Genomic DNA, 18001 nt, shown 5'->3' on the forward strand with positions numbered 1-18001 from the left:
TACTTCTGGTTTTCCCCAGCCCCCTCTGCCGATGTCCCGTCTCACTCTCACACTCGCCCTCACTCTCCCCCTCGCTCTCGTCTCGCAGGCCACCCTGGCCCAGGACACACCCGACGGCCGGTGGCACGGCGGGCTCAGCGTTGCCGGCGCGTTCGCCAGCGGCAACACCAGCAGCCGCACGCTGGCCGCCAACGCGGACGCCAGCCTCGCCACCGCGCAGGACAAGATCAGCCTCTACGGCATCGCCAACTACGGCCGCAACAAGGCCGACGGCGTCGACACCACCACCGCCGACCTGCTGCGCGTGGGCGGCCGCTACGACTTCAACCTCGGCCCCCAGTGGTTCTCTTTCGGCGCCGCAGAAGGCGAGACCAACAAGGCCGGTGGCGTGCGCAACCGCTACAACCTCACCGGCGGCGTGGGCTACCACCTGCTGAAGAACGATGCCAACAGCTGGGACGTGTTCGGCGGTCTGGGCTACACCGCCACGCAGTTCACCGACGGCAGCGACGCCAACGGCGTGCAGGTGCTGCTGGGCGAGGAGTCCAGCCACAAGGTCAGCGAGTCGACCTCTCTGAAGCAGCGTCTTGTCTACTACCCCAGCGGCGGCGACCTCGGCGACCGCGCCACGTTCGACGCCGGTCTGGCAACGACGATCAGCGGCGCCTGGACGCTCAATGCCGGGCTGTCCAGCCGCTACTCCAGCCGGGTTCCCGTCGGCACGAAGAAAACCGACAACCTCCTGACCGTGGGCTTCGGCTACAAGTTCTGAGGCCCAGCGCCCGAGGGCCGGCTTGAGAGCGGCCCGAAGGCGCCCGTCAGCGCCCCTTGCGCACCTTGCCGGCCCGCCCGGCCTTGGACCATTCGTAGGCCTCGCCGTCGGGCGTCTTGCCGCTCTCGACCGCCGACACGCCGGGCCGGCCGACGCTCCCCTCCAGCTCTGTGGAGATGCTCACGTGACGATGCCCCTGCCTGCGCCTGTCCTCGGCGCAGGCGAGCGCCTGGGTCAACTCCTTGCTGCCGAAGAACTCGCAGACGGGTGACGCGCCCTCGCCGTCGCCCTCCAGCCAATACACCACGATGCCCAAGCTGCTCTCCTGTCCGAATCGGCCGCCAGCGTAGCGTGTCCGGCGATGATCCGGCCATGACCCTGCTGCCTGCCGTCGAACTGCGCGCGCCACAGCCCGGCGACCTCGGCTGGATCGTCGAACGCCACGGCGCCGTCTACGCCGACGAGTACGGGCTGGACATTCATTTCGAGGCCCTCGTCGCACGCATCTGCGCCGACTTCGTCGACCGCCTGCAACCCGAGCGCGAGGCCTGCTGGATCGCCGCACGCGGGCAAGAGCGCCTGGGCAGCGTCATGCTCGTGCAAGCCCGGGACGATGCCAGCGGCGAGCCGCGCCCCGGCGTCGCCAAGCTGCGCCTGCTGCTGTTGGAGCCACATGCGCGCGGGCTGGGTGTCGGCAAGCGGCTGGTGCGCCAGTGCAGCGACTTCGCACGCCCCGCCGGCTATGACCGCATCGAGCTGTGGACGCAGAGCGCGCTGACGGCCGCCCGGGCCCTCTACGCCGCCGAGGGCTACCGCCTCGTTCGCAGCGCGGCGGGCCGCGGCTTTGGCCAGGGCGTCATCAACGAAACCTGGGAGCTGGCACTGCGCTAGCGCCAGCGGCACCAACGCTGTGCCGCACCCGGGCGTCGAGGTCCGGTTTGCACGATGACGGGGCCACTCACCACACCAAACGCTGGCATGCGACTTGCGCCACCCCGCGCATGAGCAGTCATCAGGGGTTTCGCGTGGCACCCGTTCCGGTCCAACCCAGGGCTCAGCGGGCGTCCAACGACATGGTGGTGCTGCCCGACCTGGCGCGCGCTGCCGGCTTCGGCCAGTGGTGGCATGACCCGCTGACCGGCCACAGCCTGCTGTCGCCCGTCGCCAGCGAATTCCTGGAGATGCCGGGCCAGGCGCTTGACTCGGCAGACAGCCTCTACGCCTGCTTCGGCCATGTCGTGGAAGACGACCTGCCCGAACTGATCCGCCTGTGGACCGGCGAGCAGGCCGTGCAGCCGCTGGACATCCGCGTCATCGGCCTGGCGCGCGGCATGCGCTGGCTGCGCGTGACGCCGCTGCCGCCCGACCCGGCGCGGCCGGGCTGGCGCCATGGCCTGCTGCAGGACGTCACCGACCTGACGCAGGCCGCCGTGCGCGAGCGCCTGGGCTATGCGCTGACCGAGTACCTCGTCGGCACGCACACGCTGGAAGACGCCATCACCAACGTCATCCAGCTCATCTGCCGCAACCTCGGCTGGGAATGGGGCGCCTACTGGAGCATGGAGGAAGACGGCGAGATCAGCGGCGAGGCCAAGGGCCAGCTGCGCTGCCGCCATTTCTGGCACCCGCCGGACCGCGACCTGGAGAAGTTCAGTACCGTCAGCGCGGCGCTGGACATGGCGCCTGGCGAAGGCCTGGTGGGCCGCGTCTGGGCCACCGGCCAGGCCGAGTGGGTGGAGGACATGAGCACCGACGCGCGCTTCCTGCGCCGTGGCAGCGCGCAGATGTGCGGGCTGTGGTCGGGTTATGTGTTCCCGGTGACCTATGCGTCGGACAACGGCGAGCGCCACCGCCCCGGTGTGCTGGAGTTCTACAGCAGCCTGGCCCGCCAGCCCGATGCGCAGTTGCCCAAGGTCTCGGCCACCATCGGCGCGCTGATCGCGCAGACGGCGCAGCGCCTGGCGACCGAGGCCGTCATCCACCGCCTGGCGCAGGTGGACGAGATGACCGAGCTGGACAACCGCGCCCACTTCTACGCCCAGCTCAACCAGCACTGCGCGCAGAGCGAGCAAGACGGCGTGCGCTTTGCGCTGATGTTCATCGACCTGGACCGCTTCAAGCCCATCAACGACGCCTTCGGCCACGAGGCAGGCAATGCGGTGCTGCAGGAGTTTGCGCGCCGCCTGCAGGCGCTGGCGCCGCCGCCGGCGCGCGTCGGCCGCCTGGGGGGCGACGAGTTCGCCGTGCTGGTGCCGGACAGCAGCGACGAGCAGGCGCTGGCCGTCCTGGTCGACGCCGTGCTGGCCGCCGCGAGCCGGCCCTTCGTCTACGACGGCGCCGCCTTGAACATGTCGGCCAGCGTCGGTGTGAGCCGCTTCCCCGAGAACGGCCTGACCGGCCCCGAGCTGCTGCGCAGTGCCGACGCGGCCATGTACCGCGTCAAGCAGAACGGCCGCAACGGCAGCAACGTGTTCTCCAACAGCAGCCCCGACACGCTGGCCCTGCAGCGCGCCAGGCTGGCCGAGCGCCTGGCCATCGAGGCCGAGCTGCGCGAGGCGCTGCTGACCGGCCAGCTGCGCCTGGCCTACCAACCCATCGTCGACATCGCCTCGGGCGCGCTGCACGGCGTGGAGGCGCTGATCCGCTGGCGCAAGCCCGGCGGTGAGGTGGTGCCGCCCGACGTCTTCATCCCGATTGCCGAGCAGAGCGACCTCATCATCGACATCGGCCGCTGGGTGCTGGGCCAGGCGCTGCGCGACCTCGCCTCGCTGCAGGGCGGGGCGCTGGCGCTGGCGCCGCTGAAGGTGCACGTCAACATGGCCGCGTCGGAGTTCACCAGCAGCGCCCTGCCCGAGACGCTGCGCGCCATGTCCGCCGAGCTGGCCGTGCCGCCCTCACAAGTGGTGCTGGAGCTGACCGAGAGCATGCTGATGCGCCAGCCCGGGCAGGTGAAGCACGTCATGCATCAGCTGCGCGAGATCGGCTTCGAGATCTCATTGGACGACTTCGGCATGGGCCACTCGTCGCTGGCCATGCTGAAGAGCCTGCCCATCAGCTCGCTGAAGATCGACCGCAGCTTCGTGCGCGACTTGGCCAGCGGCGAGCGTGACCGCGCCATCGCCAAGACCATCCTCGACCTCGGCCAGCACCTGCAGCTGGAGGTCATCGCCGAGGGCATCGAAAGCGAGGCGCAATTGGCCGTGTTGAGCGAATGCGGCTGCCGCTTCGGGCAGGGCTATCTGCTCGGCAGGCCGCTGCCGCTGGCCGAGCTGATCCTCGCCTTCCCGCATTGAAGCAAGCCCCTCGTCCAAGGCGGGCCGGCTGGGGAGCGGGCCGGCGCTCGGCCAGAAACACGCAGGCCCGGGGCACAGCCATGTACATTTTTCGCCTCAGTCGAAAAGGCGAGTTATGGACATCTCCACCTTCGTGGCGGCCGCAGCCCACGACATGAAGAACTCGGTCAGCGTGATCGCCGCCTACCTGGAGGACGCGCTGGCCAAGATGGCCACCGAGCCGCCCTCGGCCGCAGCGCTATCCACGGCCCAGGCGCTGTACGAGACGCAGCGCGTCAACGGCAACCTCGTGCAGCTGATGGCCATCTTCAAGATCGAGGAGGGCATGTACCCCTTCGAGCCGGCAGCGGTGGTGCTGGACGAGTTTGCCGACGAGCTGCTCGGCCGCGTGCGCCCGCTGGTTCATCTGAAGGGGCTGGACCTGCAGTGCGACATCCAGGCCGACATGGCCGACTGGATCTTCGACCACGACCTGATCGGCAGCGTCGTCATGCAGTCGCTGTTCAACGCCGTGCGCTACGCCAGCCACACGGTGCGGCTGTCGATGCGGGTCACCGGGCAAGGGCTGGCGATCGAGGTGGCCGACGACGGCCAGGGCTTCCCCGGCTTCATGCTGGAACAGGGCTTCCCGTCACGCCAAGGCATAGACACACGCACCGGCAGCACCGGGCTGGGCCTGTACTTCTCGCGCCTGGCTGCGGGCCTGCATCGGCGCGGCACGCAGACCGGCAGCACACGGCTCGCGAATGGGCGCGGATCGACCGGCGACCTGGGCGGCGGCCACTTCATCGTGGAGCTGCCATGAGCGCCGCGCCGGACCGTCCCAAGCAAGCTGCACCCATGAAGACCGTCTCACCCTACGAGGACCCGCTGGCCGGCAAGGACTTCCTGCTGGTTGAAGACTTCGAGGCCATGCGCACCGTGCTGAAGGGCCAGCTGCTGCGCTGCGGTGCCCAGCGCGTGGACACCGCCAAGGATGGCCGCGAGGCCGCCGCCATGCTCGCCGCCAAGCCCTATGGCGTCGTGATGTGCGACTACAACCTCGGCAATGGCAAGAACGGCCAGCAGCTGCTGGAAGAGGCCCGGCTCAAGGGCTGGATCGGCCCGGCCTCGGTGTGGCTGATGATCACCGCCGAGAAGACCAGCATCATGGTCTCGGCCGCCGCCGAGGATGCGCCCGACGACTACCTGCTCAAGCCCATCACCGAGAGCCTGCTGCAGACCCGCCTGCTCAAGCTGGTGGAGCGCAAGGCGGCGCTGGCGGGCATTGCCGTCGCGATGAAGGCGCAGGACTGGCGCGGCGCGCTGCAGCTCTGCGAGGAACAACTGGCCGGCGGCACCAAGAGCCTGGCCGAGGTGCTGCGCCTGCAGGCCCAGCTCCACCAGAAGCTTGGCGACTGGCCCAAGGCCCAGGCCGTCTACGAAGGCGTGCTGCAGCGCGGCCAGATCGCCTGGGCCAAGCTGGGGCTGGCGCAGGTTCTGCTGCACGCGGGCGACCTGGCCGGCGCACGCGCGCTGCTGCAGGACGCCGTGCGCGAGCACCCGCAATACCTGGAGGCCTATGACGAGCTGGCCGGCGTGCTGCACACACAGGGCGAGGGCCAGCAGCAGGTGGCCCTGCTGGAGCGCGCCGTCAACCTGTCGCCCAACTCCGCGCACCGCCAGTCAGCCCTGGGCGTGGCGGCGCAGGCGCAGGGCCAGCACGACATGGCGGCCAAGGCCTTCTCGCGCGCCATCAAGCTGACCGAGTTCAGTGCCACCGAGGACCTCGAACCCTTCCTCGGCATGGCCAAGCTGCACACCGAGGCCGGCAACCCCGGCGAGGCCCAGAAGCTGCTGGCCACCATGACCCAGCGCTACGACAGCCACGATGCGCATCTGCTCGCCAAGGCCGAGAAGGTACGCGCGCTGCAGGCCCTGGGCGACAAGGCCGGCGCCGCGCGGCTGGCCAGCGAGCTGGTGGCCCTGAGCGCGGACGAGACCTCGCCCGGCGCGGCCGACATCGCCGTGCGCATCGCCGAGACCTTGATCGAAGCCCAGCAGGCCGACGCCGCCACCCAGCTGCTGCAGTACCTGACGCGCAACCACTACGACGACGAACGGCTGCTCAAGCGCACGCAGCGCGCCTTCGAGAGCCTGGGCCTGGGTGTGTCCGGCGGCGAGCTGGTGGCCTCCGCCCGCCGCGAGGCGACCAACGCGATGAAGGACGGCATGCAGCTGATGGCCGCAGGCGACCCCCAGGCCGCACTCGAAAGCCTGCGCGGCGCCAAGACCTCCATGCCCCGCAACGGCCGCGTGCTGCTGAACTTCGCCGCCGTGGCGATGACCGTGCTGCAACGCCAAGGTCGTTCGGCAGCGCTGGAGGCCGAGATGCGCAACTGCATCGCCACGGCCCAGGCGCTCAGGCCCGACGACACGCGCGCTGCGGATCTGCTGCAGCAGCTGACCCGCTGGACCGCCACGCCTTGAGGCCCATGACCTCGCCTCTCCCCTGCCCCTGCGGCAGCGCCCTGGCCTACGCCGGCTGCTGCGGCCGCCTGCATGCGGCCCACGCCGCCCACGGCACGCTGACCGCCACGGGCCCCGAGGCGCTGATGCGCTCGCGCTACGCCGCTTACGTGCTGGACCTGCGCGACTACCTGCTCGCCAGCTGGCACGCCAGCACCCGCCCCGCCGAACTCGAACCCAATGAGCCCGGCCTCAAGTGGCTGGGCCTGGCCGTGAAGCGCGCGGCCCTGCAGGACGCCGACCACGGCAGCGTCGAGTTCCTCGCCCGCAGCAAGCTCGGTGGCCGCGCCAACCGGCTGCATGAGGTCAGCCGCTTCGTGCGTGAAAACGGCGAATGGTTTTACGTCGATGGCGACGTGCAGCCTTGACGCTGACATTGATCTACGAGGACGAGCACCTCGTCGCCATCGACAAGCCGCCCGGCCTGCTGGTGCACCGCACCCAGCTCGCGGCGCGCGAGGAAGAAGCCGCGCTGCAGCTGCTGCGCGACCAACTCGGCCGGCCCGTCTGGCCGGCGCATCGGCTGGACCGTGGCACCTCGGGCGTGCTGCTGTTCGCGCTGTCGGCCGAGGTCGCGTCGCTGCTCGGCGCGATGTTCGAGCAGGGCCGCATGGCCAAGCGCTACCTGGCCCTCGTGCGTGGCTGGCCCGCGCAAGACGAAGGCCTCATCGACCATCCGCTCGCCCGCGACCCCGAGCTGCCTTCAGCCGGGCAGACGATGCTTGAGGCGCAGACGCGCTGGAGCGTGCTGGACCGCATCGAATGGCCCATCGCCGCCGACCCGCGCTTCTCCACCACCCGCATCGCGCTGCTCGAAGCCGAACCGCTGCAAGGCCGCCGCCACCAGATCCGCCGCCACCTCAAGCACATCGCCCACCCCATCCTCGGCGACGCGACGCATGGCAAGGGGCCGCTGAACCGGGCGGTGGCCGCCTATCTGGGCCAGCAGCGACTGTGGCTACATGCGCAGCGGCTGACGCTGGCGCATCCCGTCACCGGCACCGCACTGCGGCTGCAAGCCTCGCCCGATGCGCGCTGGCCGGCTTCAGGCCGAGTTCAGGCTGAGAATCGGCGGCTTCCAACCAAGCGGAGACCGGCATGACTATCCAGGGCGTCAAGGCGCAATACGAACAACGCGGCCCGGTGCCGCAGGACGTGATCCGGGCCGTGAACTTCGAGCCGCCCGCGCCGGCCGCCGGGCAGGCCCTGGTGGCCGTGCTGGCCGCGCCCATCAACCCGTCGGACGTGCTGATGCTGACCGGCGGCTACGGCATCCTGCCGCCGCTGCCGGCCGTGGGCGGCAGCGAGGGCGTGGGCCGCGTCGTGGCGCTGGGCGAGGGCGTGAGCCACCTCAGCGTGGGCCAGACCGTGCTGTTGCCCGCCGGCAGCGGCACCTGGGCCAGCCATCTGGTGGCCGACGCCAAACGCCTCGTGCCGCTGCCGGCGGGCGCGGACGCGCAGCAGTTGTCCATGCTGACCGTCAACCCGGCCACGGCCTCGCTGATGCTGTCGGAGTTCGTCACGCTGCAGCCCGGCGACTGGGTCATCCAAAACGTCGCCAACTCGGGCGTGGGCGGCTACCTGACGCAGCTCGCCAAGCTGCGCGGCCTGCGCACCGTCAACATCGTGCGGCGCGAGGGCGCGGCGGCCGTGGTGACGGCCGATGGCGGCGACGTGGTGCTGGTGGACGGCGACGACCTGGCCAAGCGTGTGAAGGACGCGGTGTCGGGCGCGCCCATCCGCCTGGGCATAGACGCGGTGGGCGGCAAGGCGACCAACCGGCTGTCCGCCTGTGTGGCCGAGGGCGGCACGGTCGTCAACTACGGGCTGATGAGCGGTGAGCCCTGCGTCGTGTCGCCGCAGTCCTTTGTCTTCAACGACCTGACGCTGCGCGGCTTCTGGCTGGCGAAGTGGTTTCGCGTCGCCAGCCGCGAGGCCCAGCAGGCGCTGTACGGCGAGCTGACCAAGCTGCTCGCCACCGGCCAGCTGAAAGCGCGCATCCACGCGACCTATCCCGTCGAGCGCATCCAGGAGGCCGTTGCCGCTGCAGCGGCGGGCGAGCGCGACGGCAAGATCCTCGTCGTGCCGCAGGGCTGAAGACCGCGCTGGACGCGCTCAGGGCAGCCAGCGCTTGCGGATGCGCCGCAACTCGCCCTGCGCGTCCAGCCTCAGGATGGCCTCGTTGAAGCGGATCACCTCGTCCTCGTCGAAGCGCTTGCGGCTGAGCTTGTAGGCCACCAGGTCACGGCGCACCGGCAGGGCCAGTTCGGTCAGGGCGACGCTGGCCGCGCGGGCCGCGAACAGCACAGCGAGGCGGTCGCCGATGAGTACGTCGCCGCGCGCCAGCTTGAGCAGTTGCACACCCTTGGCATAGTCCTCGAAGGAGGTCAGATGCCCGCGCGCCGCAAACTCGTCGACGATGGGCACGACGCTGGGGCCGCGGTGGGCGAGCAGGCGCAGCCCGACCTCCAGCACCTGGTACAGCGTCTGCAGCGGCGGCCGGGCGCGGGGGGCGCCGGCACGCATGAAGGCGCCGAACTCCTCGTTGCGATAGGGCCGCGTGTACCAGGACACCTCGGGCGTGTCCGGGCCGTCGTAGGAGGCGGCGACGAGCAGGTCCAGTTCGCCGCTGGCCAGCATGGGCAGGCGACGGTTGCGCGGCAGATCGCGCACGTACTCGACCGTGCAGTCCATTTCACGGGCGACGGCGGCCAGCAGCTCGGTCTCCAGGCCGGTGTGGCGGCCCTTCTCGTCGACGAAGGAGTAGGGCCGCCAGTCCTCGAAGGGCACGCGCCACGGCCGAGCGCAGGCCGCTGCGGCCAGCAGCGGCGCGCACATCAGCAGCGTGATCAGCAGTCGTCGCATATCGGCACCCGTCATTGGGCGTTCGCCAGAGGATAGACCGGCGTCAGCGCGGCACGACCACCTTCACATCCAGCCCCGAGGCCTGGCCCTGCCAGCGGTAGAGCTTCTGCGTCGCGGCCTGGAAGTCCTCGGGCCTGGCGCTGCGGATGGGCACGAAGGTCTGCGGGTTGCGGTCGATGAGCGGGAACCAGCTGCTCTGCACCTGCACCATGATGCGGTGGCCGCGGCGGAAGCTGTGGTTGATGTCCTGCAGCTCCACGCGCAGCTCCTCCACCTGGCCCGGCACCATGGCCTGCGGCGCCTCGAAGCCCTTGCGGAAGCGGCCGCGCAGCGGGTCGCCGCGCACGAGCTGTTGGTAGCCGCCGAGCGGCGCCTCCGGTGGCTCGACGTCCTCGGTGCGGGGCTTGCGCTTCGTCGCGGCCTCGTCCTCCAGTTCAGGCGGATAGACGTCGATGAGCTTGACGACCCAGTCCGCGTCCGTCCCCGACGTGGACGCGAACAGCCGCGCGACGACGGGGCCGGCGACGGTGATGTCGTCGTCCAGCACGTCGCTGCGGAAGGTGAGCACGTCGGGCCGCGTGGCGGCGAAGCGCTGGTCGCTGACCATGTACTCCTGCGGCACGTCCAGCGTCGTGTAGCCGACGAAGGGCACGGGCTTGTTGGGGTCGCTGACCCAACTGTCGAACGCGGGCACAGCCGCAGCCGGCGGCGTGAAGCTGAGCCGGCCGCCGGGCGCGAAGTAGAGCGTGCGCGCCTGCGTCTCCTTCGGTGGCCAGGCGTCGTAACGGCGCCAGACGTTGGTGCCGGTCTCGAACACCGTCGCCGTGGCAATCGGCGAGCTGGGCGCCTTGAGATCGGCCGGCTCGCGCAGATGCTGCTCGAAGAAGGGCAGCAGGACGTCCTTCTGGAACTGCTCTGCCGTGGCCTGCTGGAACTGCACGCTGCCGAGCTGGCGCCCCGGCTTGCGGACCCAGCCGCCATGCACCCAGGGGCCCATGACAAGGTGGTTGTCGGTGGCGGGGCTCTGCTTGCTGATGGCGCGGTACACGGCCAGCGGGCCGGCGAGGTCCTCGGCGTCGAACCAGCCACCCACCGTCAGCACGGCGGCGCGGATGTTCTTCAGGTGCGGCGTGATGGCGCGCGACTGCCAGAACTCGTCGTAGCGGTCGTGCGCCAGCTGCGTGTCGAAGTAAGGGTTGGGCCCGCCCTCCTTGGCCATGCGCGCGGCCAGCGCGTCGAGGTTGCCGTGCTGCAGGAAGAACTCATAGCCGTCCAGCGTGCCCCAGTCGAACTGCGGCCAGTTCTTGGGCGGCGGCACCGGCGCCTGCTGCGGCTTGAAGCCGGTGTAGAAGCCGAAGTTGGCCGCCAGCATGAAGGCGCCACCGTGATAGCTGTCGTCGCCTTTGAAGAGGTCGCCGATGGGCGCCTGGGGCGACGCGGCCTTGATGGCGGGGTGCGAGTCGATGATGGACGCCGCCGTGTAGAAACCCGGGTAGGAAATGCCCCAGAGCCCAACGCGGCCGTTGTGGCCGGGGATGCGGTCCAGCAGCCACTGCACGCTGTCATGGGTGTCGCTGCTCTCGTCGACATCGGCCGCAGTTTTCTTGACCGGCTTGTGCGGCGTCATCTCGATGAACGCGCCCTCCGACCAGTTGCGGCCACGCACGTCCTGGCAGACGAAGATGTAGCCGGCCTTGAGGAAGTCCTCGTTGGGCGCCAGGTGGCGCACGCCGTCGCGGTCCACCCCGTAGGGCCCGCAGCCGTAGGGCGTGCGCACCATCAGGAAGGGGTAGCGCCGGCTCTGGTCCTTCGGCACATAGACGGCGGTGAAGAGCTTTTTACCGTCGCGCACCGGCACGCGGTACTCATACTTGGTGTAGTGCTCGCGCGGCTCGTAGGCCGGCGGCTTGTCCTTGTCGTCCGCATGGACAGCGGGGCCAGCCAGGGCCATCAGCAACAGGAAGGAGACGCGCAGCAGCTGCATCGACGTGAGACGGAAATTGACGGAGGGGCGAAGTCTGACATCGACTGAGGTTTGCCCGCGTTAGGCTGGGGCATCTCAGTTCGCAGGAAGCTCGCCATGCCCATCGACACCGCGCCGTACCGCGTCCAGCCCGGCGACAAGGTCAAGCTCAAGTCCTGGCCCACGGCGGTGAAGGCGCTGTACCGCAGCGACGACGACTACGAACGCCAGCTCGGCGCCCAGGTCGAGCGCCTCAGCGAGCTGCAGAACCTGCTCTATGCCCACAACCGCTACTCGCTGCTGCTGGTCTTCCAGGCCATGGACGCGGCGGGCAAGGACAGCATCATCAAGCACGTGATGTCGGGCGTGAACCCGCAGGGCTGCCAGGTCTTCAGCTTCAAGCACCCCAGCGCGCTGGAGCTGGACCACGACTTCCTTTGGCGCACCACGCAGTCCCTGCCCGAGCGCGGGCGCATCGGCATCTTCAACCGCTCCTACTACGAGGAGGTGCTGATCGTCCGCGTGCACCCGGAGATCCTGGCGGCACAGTCGCTGCCCGAGGAGACGCCGCGCGGCAACAAGCTCTGGGCGCAGCGCTACGAGTCCATCAACCAGCTGGAACAGCACCTGCACCGCAACGGCACGCGGGTCCTCAAGTTCTTCCTGCATCTGTCCCAGGAGGAGCAGCGCCAGCGCTTCCTGGCGCGTCTGGACGACCCGGCCAAGAACTGGAAGTTCAGCGCCGCTGACCTCGACGAACGCGAGCTGTGGCCGCAGTACATGCAGGCCTACCGCGACATGCTGGAAGCCACCAGCAGCAAGCAGGCGCCGTGGTACGTGGTGCCGGCGGACGACAAGCGCAATGCGCGGCTGATCGTGTCGCAGGTGGTCGTCGATGCGCTGGCGGGGCTGAAGATGAGCTACCCCAAACCCAGCCTCGATGAGGCCGACCTAGCCGACGTCCGCAAGCGACTTGCCGTCTAGCCGAACTTCACCGCGTAGATGGGCGGCAGGTGGGCCGACACGGTCTGCCAGCTCTCGCCCGCATCGCCGCTGGCCCACAGTCCGCCGGTCGTCGAGCCCATGACGAGCTGCTCGCCGCTGTCGTCCACCGCCAGGCCGTGGCGGTAGATGAGGTCGTAGCAGTGCTGCTGCGGCAGGCCGGTGCGCAAAGCCTCGAAGGTCTGGCCGCCGTCGCGGGTGCGCGTCACGCACAGGGCGCCGTCGACCGGGATGCGGCGCTCGTCCTTGATCGCGGGCACAAACCAGGCGGTGTTCGGATCGTGGGGATGCGCGGCGACGGCGAACCCGAAGCTGGACGGCTGGGCTTGCAGTTCCACCCAAGTCGCGCCGTTGTCGCTGCTGCGGAAGATGCCGCAGTGGTGCTGACACCAGAGCACGTCGGGCACGTTGCGGCAACGGGCGATGAGGTGTGGGTCCTGCGAGTTCTCGTCGCCGGCCAGTTCGGGCGGCATGAAGTCGGCGCGCATGCCCTTGGCCCGCAGGCCCCAACTGGCCCCGCCATCGGTCGTGCGCCAGGCGCCGCCGCAGGACACGCCCACCAGCAACTCCTGCGGGTTGGCAGGATGCGGGCAGATGGAGTGCAGCGCCGGCGCGGGGTTGCCGCCGCCCATCCACTGCTCGCGCCGCGGGTCACGCCACAGCGTCTCGTCGAGCTGCCAGGACTCGCCCTTGTCTCGGCTGACGAACAGCCCGCCGGGGATGCTGCCGCACCAGATGGCGTCCCCCGAACGCTCCAGCGAGAACACCTGCTCCAGCTTCCACGCTGGCCCCTGGGCACCCTCGGGTTGCGGCGGAAAGCTGGGTGCGGCCACCTCACGCCAGGTCTGGCCGGCGTCGTCGCTGGCCTGCAGCTTGGCGCCGAAGTGGCCCAGGTTGAGCCCGGCCAGCATGTGGCCCGAGGCGTCGGGCGGGAGCAGCATGGTGACGGGGTCGGCCTCAAAGCTGAGCCGCTCGATCTGCCAGGTGCCGCTGCGGCGGCGTAGTTCAAAGAGGCCCTTGCGGGTCGCGGCCCAGGCACGATCAGTTGCCATCTCAACCTCCAGACAAAGCTTGCAAGACGTGGATACGGCTGTCGGCCCGCAACGGGTCGCTCAAGCCGCGCAGATCGCGCGCCCGCTGGCCGTCGATGAAGACGACCACGTTGACGCGCAGATGGCCCTGCTCGTCGAGGATGTAGCCCCGCAGCCGCGGCTGCTCGGTGAACGCGGCATCGAGCGCTTCGCGCAGCGTGGCCGCCTCGCACTGGCAGGACGCCGCGTCCACGAAGCGGCGCAGCTGGGGGGTGAATTCGACAAGGTCCATGTCAGACGACGAACGAGGTGGGGTCGATTCGACTGCGGTGTCCCTACGAAAACCTCCGGAGTAACCCGCAACGAGAATGCGCGCCATGAATCGCGGCATCCTCTTCGCCCTCGGCGCCTACCTGAGCTGGGGCCTGTTCCCGCTCTACTTCCGCCAGATCGCCGCCGTGCCGGCGCTGCAGATCGTGGCGCACCGCACGCTGTGGTCCCTGGCCTTCGTCGCCGTTGTGCTGCTGGTGACGCGCCATCTGGCGTGGCTGAAGGACGTCAGCGCGGCGACTTGGCGGCGCTTTGCGGTGTCGGCCACGCTGATCGCCATCAACTGGCTGACCTATGTCTGGTCGGTCGGCCACGGCCATGTCATCGACGCCAGCCTGGGTTACTTCATCAACCCGCTGGTGAACGTGGCGCTGGGCTTTGCGGTGCTGCACGAGAGGCCCCGGCCGGTGCAGTGGTTCGCGGTCGGCCTGGCAGCCTTCGGCGTGATCTGGCTGACCGTAGCCGCCGGGCACCTGCCCTGGGTGGCGCTGGTGTTGGCGGTGAGCTTCGGCCTCTACGGCCTGATGCGCAAGACGGCCGCGCTGGGTGCCATCGAGGGCCTGACGCTGGAAACGCTGGTCCTCGCGCCGCTGGCCGCTGCGGGGCTGATCTGGTGGTCGCAGGACGGCAGCATGGCCAGCCAGACGGCGGTGGACTGGGCCTGGCTGATCGGCACCGGGCCGGTGACGGCCGGCAGCCTGCTGCTGTTCGCGGCCGGCGCGCGGCGCCTGCCACTGGCGACGCTGGGTCTCGTGCAGTACGTGTCGCCGTCACTGCAGTTCCTGCTCGGCGTGTTCCTGTTCAAGGAGCCCATGGACGCGACGCGGCTGGTCGCCTTCGGCTTCATCTGGAGCGCGCTGGCGGTTTACAGCGCAGAGGGGTTGTGGCGAGCGCGCCGCCTGGGGCAGCAACGCATGGTTACGGCTGATCTGGCCGGGCGGGTGTAAACCGAAACGCCAGCGCATCGTTAACGCCCGTCACCTCAGTGAGTTCGCCATGAAAGCTCTTGTCCGCACGCTGATCGTCTCCACGCTGCTTGCCGCAAGCGGCCTTGCCAGCGCCGGGCCGCGCTACTACGGCCCGCCGTCGCACCATCACCACGGCCATGGCGGCTCCGGCCTCGGCGCGCTGGTGGTGGGCCTGGCCATCGCCGTGCCGTTGATCGCTCTGGCGAATCAGGCTGACCGGGCGCCCGAAGTTGTCTACGTGCCGCCGCCTGCGCCGCTGCCGCCGCCCAGTCGCGTGTACGCGCCGAGCCCGGTGTACGCGCCGGTTTACGCGCCGAGCCGCCCCGAGCCGGTCATCTATCCGCGCAATGGCCAAAGCCAGGCGCAGCTTGAAGGCGACAACCGCGAATGCAACCGCTGGGCGACGACACAGCAGGCCGCAATGGCGGATGCGAGCGTTTTCCAACGCGCCGTCGACGCCTGCATGGACGGGCGCGGCTACACGCTGCGCTGAAGCCAGCGCGCGCAGGCTCAGTTCCGCATCAGGTAGTCGAAGGCGCCGAGTGCGGCCTTCGCGCCATCACCGGCGGCGATGATGATCTGCTTGAAGGGCACGGTCGTCACGTCGCCCGCGGCGAACACGCCGGGCAGTGAGGTCGCGCCCTTGGCGTCCACGATGATCTCGCCGTGCTTGCTGAGCTCCAGCGTGCCGCGCAGCCACTCGGTGTTGGGCACCAAGCCGATCTGCACGAAGCAGCCCTCCACTTCCACACGCCGGGCCTCGCCCGACACGCGGTCGGTGTAGTTCAGGCCGTCAAGCTTGCCATTGCTTCCACCGGTGAACTCGGTCGTCTGCGCGTTGGTGTGGATGGTCACGTTGGGCAGGCTCTTCAGCTTGTTGACGAGCACCGCGTCGGCGCGCAGCTCGGCGCCGAACTCGATCAGCGTCACGTGTTTGACGATGCCGGCTAGGTCGATGGCGGCTTCTACGCCCGAGTTGCCGCCGCCGATGACCGCGACCGGCTTGCCCTTGAACAGCGGGCCGTCGCAGTGCGGGCAGTAGGCCACGCCCTTGTTCTTGTACTCGGCTTCGCCGGGCACATTGACATTCCGCCAGCGCGCGCCGGTGGACAGGATGACGGTCTTGCCCTTGAGCCTGGCGCCGTTGGCCAGCTCGACCTCGACATAACCGCCCGGTTGAGCGGCCGGCGTGAGCTTCTCGGCGCGCTGCAGGTTGTGGATGTCGACCTTGTAGTCCTTGACGTGGCCTTCCAGCGCGGCAGCGAACTTCGGGCCGTCGGTGACGGAGACGGAGATGTAGTTCTCGATGCCCAGCGTGTCGTTCACCTGGCCGCCGAAGCGCTCGGCCGCGACGCCGGTGCGGATGCCCTTGCGTGCCGCGTAGACCGCAGCCGCAGCACCGGCAGGACCGCCGCCGATGATGAGCATGTCGTAGGGCTCCTCGGCGTCGAGCTTCTTCGCGTCACGCGCGCTGGCACCGGTGTCGAGCTTGGTGACGATTTCTTCCAGGCTCATGCGGCCCGAGGCGAAGGGCTGGCCGTTCAGCCACACGGCCGGCACGGCCATGATGTCGCGCCCCTCGACCTCGCTCTGGAACAGGCCGCCGTCGATGACGGTGGTGCGGATGCGCGGGTTCACGATGGACATCAGCGACAGCGCCTGCACCACGTCCGGGCAGTTGTGGCAGGTCAGGCTCATGTAGATCTCGAAGTCGAGGTCCACGTCCAGCGCCTTGACGGCGTCGATCTGCGCCTGCTCGACCTTGGGCGGGTGACCGCCGGTCCACAGCAGCGCGAGCACCAGTGACGTGAACTCGTGGCCCAACGGGATGGCCGCGAAACGCAGGCTCTGCTCGGTGCCCGTGCGGCGCAGCAGGAAGGACGGCGTGCGCGTATCGACACCGTCCGCACGGAACGAAATCTTGTCGTTCATGCCGACGATCTCTTCGAGCAGTTCGCGCATCTCGTCGCTGGACGCGGAGTTGTCCAACGTGGCGACGATTTCGAACGGGAGCTTGACGTGATCCAGGTAGCCCTGGAGCTGGGTCTTCAGTGCGGCGTCCAACATGGTGAGGTCCTTTCAGTAAGGCGTGGCGGGAGGGGCCACTGCTGAAAAGGTCCGTGTTGGAGACCCTTTCAGCAGAGCCTGTGCTCTGCGGAGAAAAGGAGCCCTCGCGGGCCCCAAGCAAAACGCATTTAGATCTTGCCGACCAGATCCAGCGACGGAGCGATGGTCTTGGCGCCTTCCTTCCACTTGGCCGGGCAGACTTGGCCAGGGTGGGCGGCGGTGTACTGGGCGGCCTTCAGCTTGCGCAGCGTTTCCGACACGTCACGGGCGATCTCGTTGGAGTGGATCTCGGCGGTCTTGATGATGCCGTCCGGATTGATGACGAAGGTGCCGCGCAGCGCCAGGCCTTCTTCAGGGATGTGCACGCCGAAGGCGTTGGTCAGCGTGTGGGTCGGGTCGCCCACGAGCGGGAACTTGGCCTTGCCGACGGCCGGCGAGGTCTCGTGCCAGACCTTGTGCGAGAAGTGCGTGTCGGTCGTGACGATGTAGACCTCGGCGCCCATCTTCTGGAACTCGGCGTAGTTGTCGGCCGCGTCTTCGACTTCGGTCGGGCAGTTGAACGTGAAAGCGGCCGGCATGAAGATCAGCACGGACCACTTGCCCTTGAGCGTTTCGTCGCTGACGGTGACGAACTTGCCGTTGTGGAAGGCTTCGGTCTTGAAGGGCTGGACTTGGGTGTTGATCAGGGACATGAGGGGCTCCGTTCGGGGCGGGTTGATGGGATAGGAAGAACTATATCGACGAAGCGTTTTCGGTTGAAAACATTTATCAAATCGGCGTTATTGATTCAGCCTATCGATGGCGAGTGCTCAGGCCTCGTAACGGCGGTCGTAGAGCTGGTGCGGGCTGAGCTTCACGCGCAGCACCTGCGCGGCCGCGACACTGGTGATCGCATGTTCGGCCGACGCCGTATCGCGCCTGACCGGCGAGCCTAAAGCATCCCCGTGGCGATTCATAACGGCGCTGACGATCGGCGTGTTGCCTGATGTACCTCGGCGCACCGCCACGGCAATCTCGCCGCTGGCGAGCTTGACCAAGGTGCCAGGCGGGAACATGCCGACTTCCTTGACCAGCAGCGCGGCGAAGGGGTGGCCGTTGCTGCCGGTGTAGAGCGACTTGGCGGCTTGCGGTGCCGGCAGCCCGGCGCGGCCCCCGCGGCTGGCGAGCTAGGCCAGGAAGATGTCCACAAGCCGCAGCAGCTG

Annotated in this window: 19 protein-coding genes; 11 read left to right on the forward strand and 8 right to left on the reverse strand. The window is 69.0% G+C overall.

What is annotated here, in order from left to right:
- Positions 1 to 31 precede the first annotated feature (31 nt).
- A complete protein-coding gene (locus ABIS05_RS10330; protein WP_348009885.1) occupies positions 32 to 772 on the forward strand; it encodes a DUF481 domain-containing protein in 741 nt (246 codons plus the stop codon).
- 46 nt (positions 773 to 818) lie between these two features.
- On the opposite strand, the gene ABIS05_RS10335 is transcribed toward ABIS05_RS10330, so the two are convergent.
- Positions 819 to 1079 (reverse strand): hypothetical protein, encoded by a 261-nt coding sequence (locus ABIS05_RS10335; protein ID WP_348009904.1) that lies wholly within the window; start codon positions 1077 to 1079, stop codon positions 819 to 821.
- A gap of 65 nt (positions 1080 to 1144) precedes the next feature.
- On the opposite strand from ABIS05_RS10335, the gene ABIS05_RS10340 reads away from it, so the two are divergent.
- From ABIS05_RS10340 to ABIS05_RS10370, 7 genes are all read left to right on the forward strand, one after another.
- Positions 1145 to 1663: a GNAT family N-acetyltransferase gene (locus tag ABIS05_RS10340; RefSeq protein WP_348009886.1), complete on the forward strand. Its 519-nt coding sequence runs from the start codon at positions 1145 to 1147 to the stop codon at positions 1661 to 1663.
- Positions 1664 to 1797: 134 nt separating this feature from the next.
- Complete coding sequence (locus ABIS05_RS10345) at positions 1798 to 4065, forward strand: GGDEF domain-containing protein (RefSeq protein ID WP_348009887.1); 2268 nt, start codon at positions 1798 to 1800, stop codon at positions 4063 to 4065.
- A gap of 115 nt (positions 4066 to 4180) precedes the next feature.
- Positions 4181 to 4870, forward strand: coding sequence for a HAMP domain-containing sensor histidine kinase (locus tag ABIS05_RS10350; protein ID WP_348009888.1), 690 nt, complete (start codon positions 4181 to 4183; stop codon positions 4868 to 4870).
- Between the two features lie 35 nt (positions 4871 to 4905).
- Positions 4906 to 6534 (forward strand): response regulator, encoded by a 1629-nt coding sequence (locus ABIS05_RS10355; RefSeq protein WP_348009889.1) that lies wholly within the window; start codon positions 4906 to 4908, stop codon positions 6532 to 6534.
- A 5-nt stretch (positions 6535 to 6539) separates the two neighbouring features.
- Positions 6540 to 6941, forward strand: coding sequence for a YchJ family metal-binding protein (locus ABIS05_RS10360; RefSeq protein WP_348009890.1), 402 nt, complete (start codon positions 6540 to 6542; stop codon positions 6939 to 6941).
- On the forward strand, positions 6938 to 7675 hold the full coding sequence (locus tag ABIS05_RS10365; protein WP_348009891.1) for a pseudouridine synthase: 738 nt from the start codon (positions 6938 to 6940) through the stop codon (positions 7673 to 7675). Before ABIS05_RS10360 ends, ABIS05_RS10365 begins: the two co-directional genes overlap by 4 nt.
- Positions 7672 to 8670 carry a zinc-dependent alcohol dehydrogenase family protein gene (locus ABIS05_RS10370; protein ID WP_348009892.1) on the forward strand — a complete coding sequence of 333 codons (999 nt, stop codon included), beginning with the start codon at positions 7672 to 7674 and terminating at the stop codon, positions 8668 to 8670. The genes ABIS05_RS10365 and ABIS05_RS10370 overlap by 4 nt, the downstream gene beginning before the upstream one ends.
- An 18-nt stretch (positions 8671 to 8688) precedes the next feature.
- On the opposite strand, the gene ABIS05_RS10375 is transcribed toward ABIS05_RS10370, so the two are convergent.
- Complete coding sequence (locus tag ABIS05_RS10375) at positions 8689 to 9438, reverse strand: transporter substrate-binding domain-containing protein (protein WP_348009893.1); 750 nt, start codon at positions 9436 to 9438, stop codon at positions 8689 to 8691.
- Between the two features lie 43 nt (positions 9439 to 9481).
- A complete protein-coding gene (locus ABIS05_RS10380; RefSeq protein ID WP_348009894.1) occupies positions 9482 to 11422 on the reverse strand; it encodes a CocE/NonD family hydrolase in 1941 nt (646 codons plus the stop codon).
- A gap of 96 nt (positions 11423 to 11518) precedes the next feature.
- Here ABIS05_RS10380 and ABIS05_RS10385 point away from each other — a divergent pair, with 96 nt between their 5' ends.
- Positions 11519 to 12385 (forward strand): ADP-polyphosphate phosphotransferase, encoded by an 867-nt coding sequence (locus ABIS05_RS10385; protein WP_348009895.1) that lies wholly within the window; start codon positions 11519 to 11521, stop codon positions 12383 to 12385.
- On the opposite strand, the gene ABIS05_RS10390 is transcribed toward ABIS05_RS10385, so the two are convergent.
- Both ABIS05_RS10390 and ABIS05_RS10395 read right to left on the reverse strand, forming a co-directional pair.
- The gene (locus tag ABIS05_RS10390; RefSeq protein WP_348009896.1) at positions 12382 to 13455 is read right to left on the reverse strand and encodes an exo-alpha-sialidase; all 1074 of its coding nucleotides are present in this window, start codon (positions 13453 to 13455) and stop codon (positions 12382 to 12384) included. The genes ABIS05_RS10385 and ABIS05_RS10390 overlap by 4 nt on opposite strands.
- A 1-nt stretch (position 13456) precedes the next feature.
- Positions 13457 to 13726 (reverse strand): MoaD/ThiS family protein, encoded by a 270-nt coding sequence (locus tag ABIS05_RS10395; RefSeq protein WP_348009897.1) that lies wholly within the window; start codon positions 13724 to 13726, stop codon positions 13457 to 13459.
- Between the two features lie 85 nt (positions 13727 to 13811).
- On the opposite strand from ABIS05_RS10395, the gene rarD reads away from it, so the two are divergent.
- Both rarD and ABIS05_RS10405 read left to right on the forward strand, forming a co-directional pair.
- The gene (gene rarD / locus ABIS05_RS10400) at positions 13812 to 14711 is read left to right on the forward strand and encodes an EamA family transporter RarD (RefSeq protein ID WP_348009898.1); all 900 of its coding nucleotides are present in this window, start codon (positions 13812 to 13814) and stop codon (positions 14709 to 14711) included.
- A 49-nt stretch (positions 14712 to 14760) separates the two neighbouring features.
- Positions 14761 to 15225 (forward strand): hypothetical protein, encoded by a 465-nt coding sequence (locus ABIS05_RS10405; protein ID WP_348009899.1) that lies wholly within the window; start codon positions 14761 to 14763, stop codon positions 15223 to 15225.
- A gap of 17 nt (positions 15226 to 15242) precedes the next feature.
- On the opposite strand, the gene ahpF is transcribed toward ABIS05_RS10405, so the two are convergent.
- The 3 genes from ahpF to ABIS05_RS10420 form a co-directional block, all read right to left on the reverse strand.
- Positions 15243 to 16799 (reverse strand): alkyl hydroperoxide reductase subunit F, encoded by a 1557-nt coding sequence (ahpF, locus tag ABIS05_RS10410; protein WP_348009900.1) that lies wholly within the window; start codon positions 16797 to 16799, stop codon positions 15243 to 15245.
- Between the two features lie 128 nt (positions 16800 to 16927).
- The gene (gene ahpC / locus ABIS05_RS10415; protein ID WP_348009901.1) at positions 16928 to 17491 is read right to left on the reverse strand and encodes an alkyl hydroperoxide reductase subunit C; all 564 of its coding nucleotides are present in this window, start codon (positions 17489 to 17491) and stop codon (positions 16928 to 16930) included.
- Between the two features lie 117 nt (positions 17492 to 17608).
- A complete protein-coding gene (locus tag ABIS05_RS10420) occupies positions 17609 to 17854 on the reverse strand; it encodes a hypothetical protein (RefSeq protein ID WP_348009902.1) in 246 nt (81 codons plus the stop codon).
- Positions 17855 to 18001: the final 147 nt, after the last annotated feature.

Source organism: Roseateles sp. (genome assembly GCF_039929605.1).
GTDB lineage: Bacteria > Pseudomonadota > Gammaproteobacteria > Burkholderiales > Burkholderiaceae_C > Pelomonas.

Excerpts from the sequence above, each read along its gene's own strand:
- ABIS05_RS10330 (WP_348009885.1), top strand. The coding sequence starts at position 32 with ATGTCCCGTCTCACTCTCACACTCGCCCTCACTCTCCCCCTCGCTCTC.
- ABIS05_RS10340 (WP_348009886.1), top strand. The coding sequence starts at position 1,145 with ATGACCCTGCTGCCTGCCGTCGAACTGCGCGCGCCACAGCCCGGCGAC.
- ABIS05_RS10350 (WP_348009888.1), top strand. The coding sequence starts at position 4,181 with ATGGACATCTCCACCTTCGTGGCGGCCGCAGCCCACGACATGAAGAAC.
- ABIS05_RS10355 (WP_348009889.1), top strand. The coding sequence starts at position 4,906 with ATGAAGACCGTCTCACCCTACGAGGACCCGCTGGCCGGCAAGGACTTC.
- ABIS05_RS10360 (WP_348009890.1), top strand. The coding sequence starts at position 6,540 with ATGACCTCGCCTCTCCCCTGCCCCTGCGGCAGCGCCCTGGCCTACGCC.
- ABIS05_RS10370 (WP_348009892.1), top strand. The coding sequence starts at position 7,672 with ATGACTATCCAGGGCGTCAAGGCGCAATACGAACAACGCGGCCCGGTG.
- ABIS05_RS10375 (WP_348009893.1), bottom strand. The coding sequence starts at position 9,438 with ATGCGACGACTGCTGATCACGCTGCTGATGTGCGCGCCGCTGCTGGCC.
- ABIS05_RS10380 (WP_348009894.1), bottom strand. The coding sequence starts at position 11,422 with ATGCAGCTGCTGCGCGTCTCCTTCCTGTTGCTGATGGCCCTGGCTGGC.
- ABIS05_RS10385 (WP_348009895.1), top strand. The coding sequence starts at position 11,519 with ATGCCCATCGACACCGCGCCGTACCGCGTCCAGCCCGGCGACAAGGTC.
- ABIS05_RS10390 (WP_348009896.1), bottom strand. The coding sequence starts at position 13,455 with ATGGCAACTGATCGTGCCTGGGCCGCGACCCGCAAGGGCCTCTTTGAA.
- ABIS05_RS10395 (WP_348009897.1), bottom strand. The coding sequence starts at position 13,726 with ATGGACCTTGTCGAATTCACCCCCCAGCTGCGCCGCTTCGTGGACGCG.
- rarD (WP_348009898.1), top strand. The coding sequence starts at position 13,812 with ATGAATCGCGGCATCCTCTTCGCCCTCGGCGCCTACCTGAGCTGGGGC.
- ABIS05_RS10405 (WP_348009899.1), top strand. The coding sequence starts at position 14,761 with ATGAAAGCTCTTGTCCGCACGCTGATCGTCTCCACGCTGCTTGCCGCA.
- ahpF (WP_348009900.1), bottom strand. The coding sequence starts at position 16,799 with ATGTTGGACGCCGCACTGAAGACCCAGCTCCAGGGCTACCTGGATCAC.
- ahpC (WP_348009901.1), bottom strand. The coding sequence starts at position 17,491 with ATGTCCCTGATCAACACCCAAGTCCAGCCCTTCAAGACCGAAGCCTTC.
- ABIS05_RS10420 (WP_348009902.1), bottom strand. The coding sequence starts at position 17,854 with ATGTTCCCGCCTGGCACCTTGGTCAAGCTCGCCAGCGGCGAGATTGCC.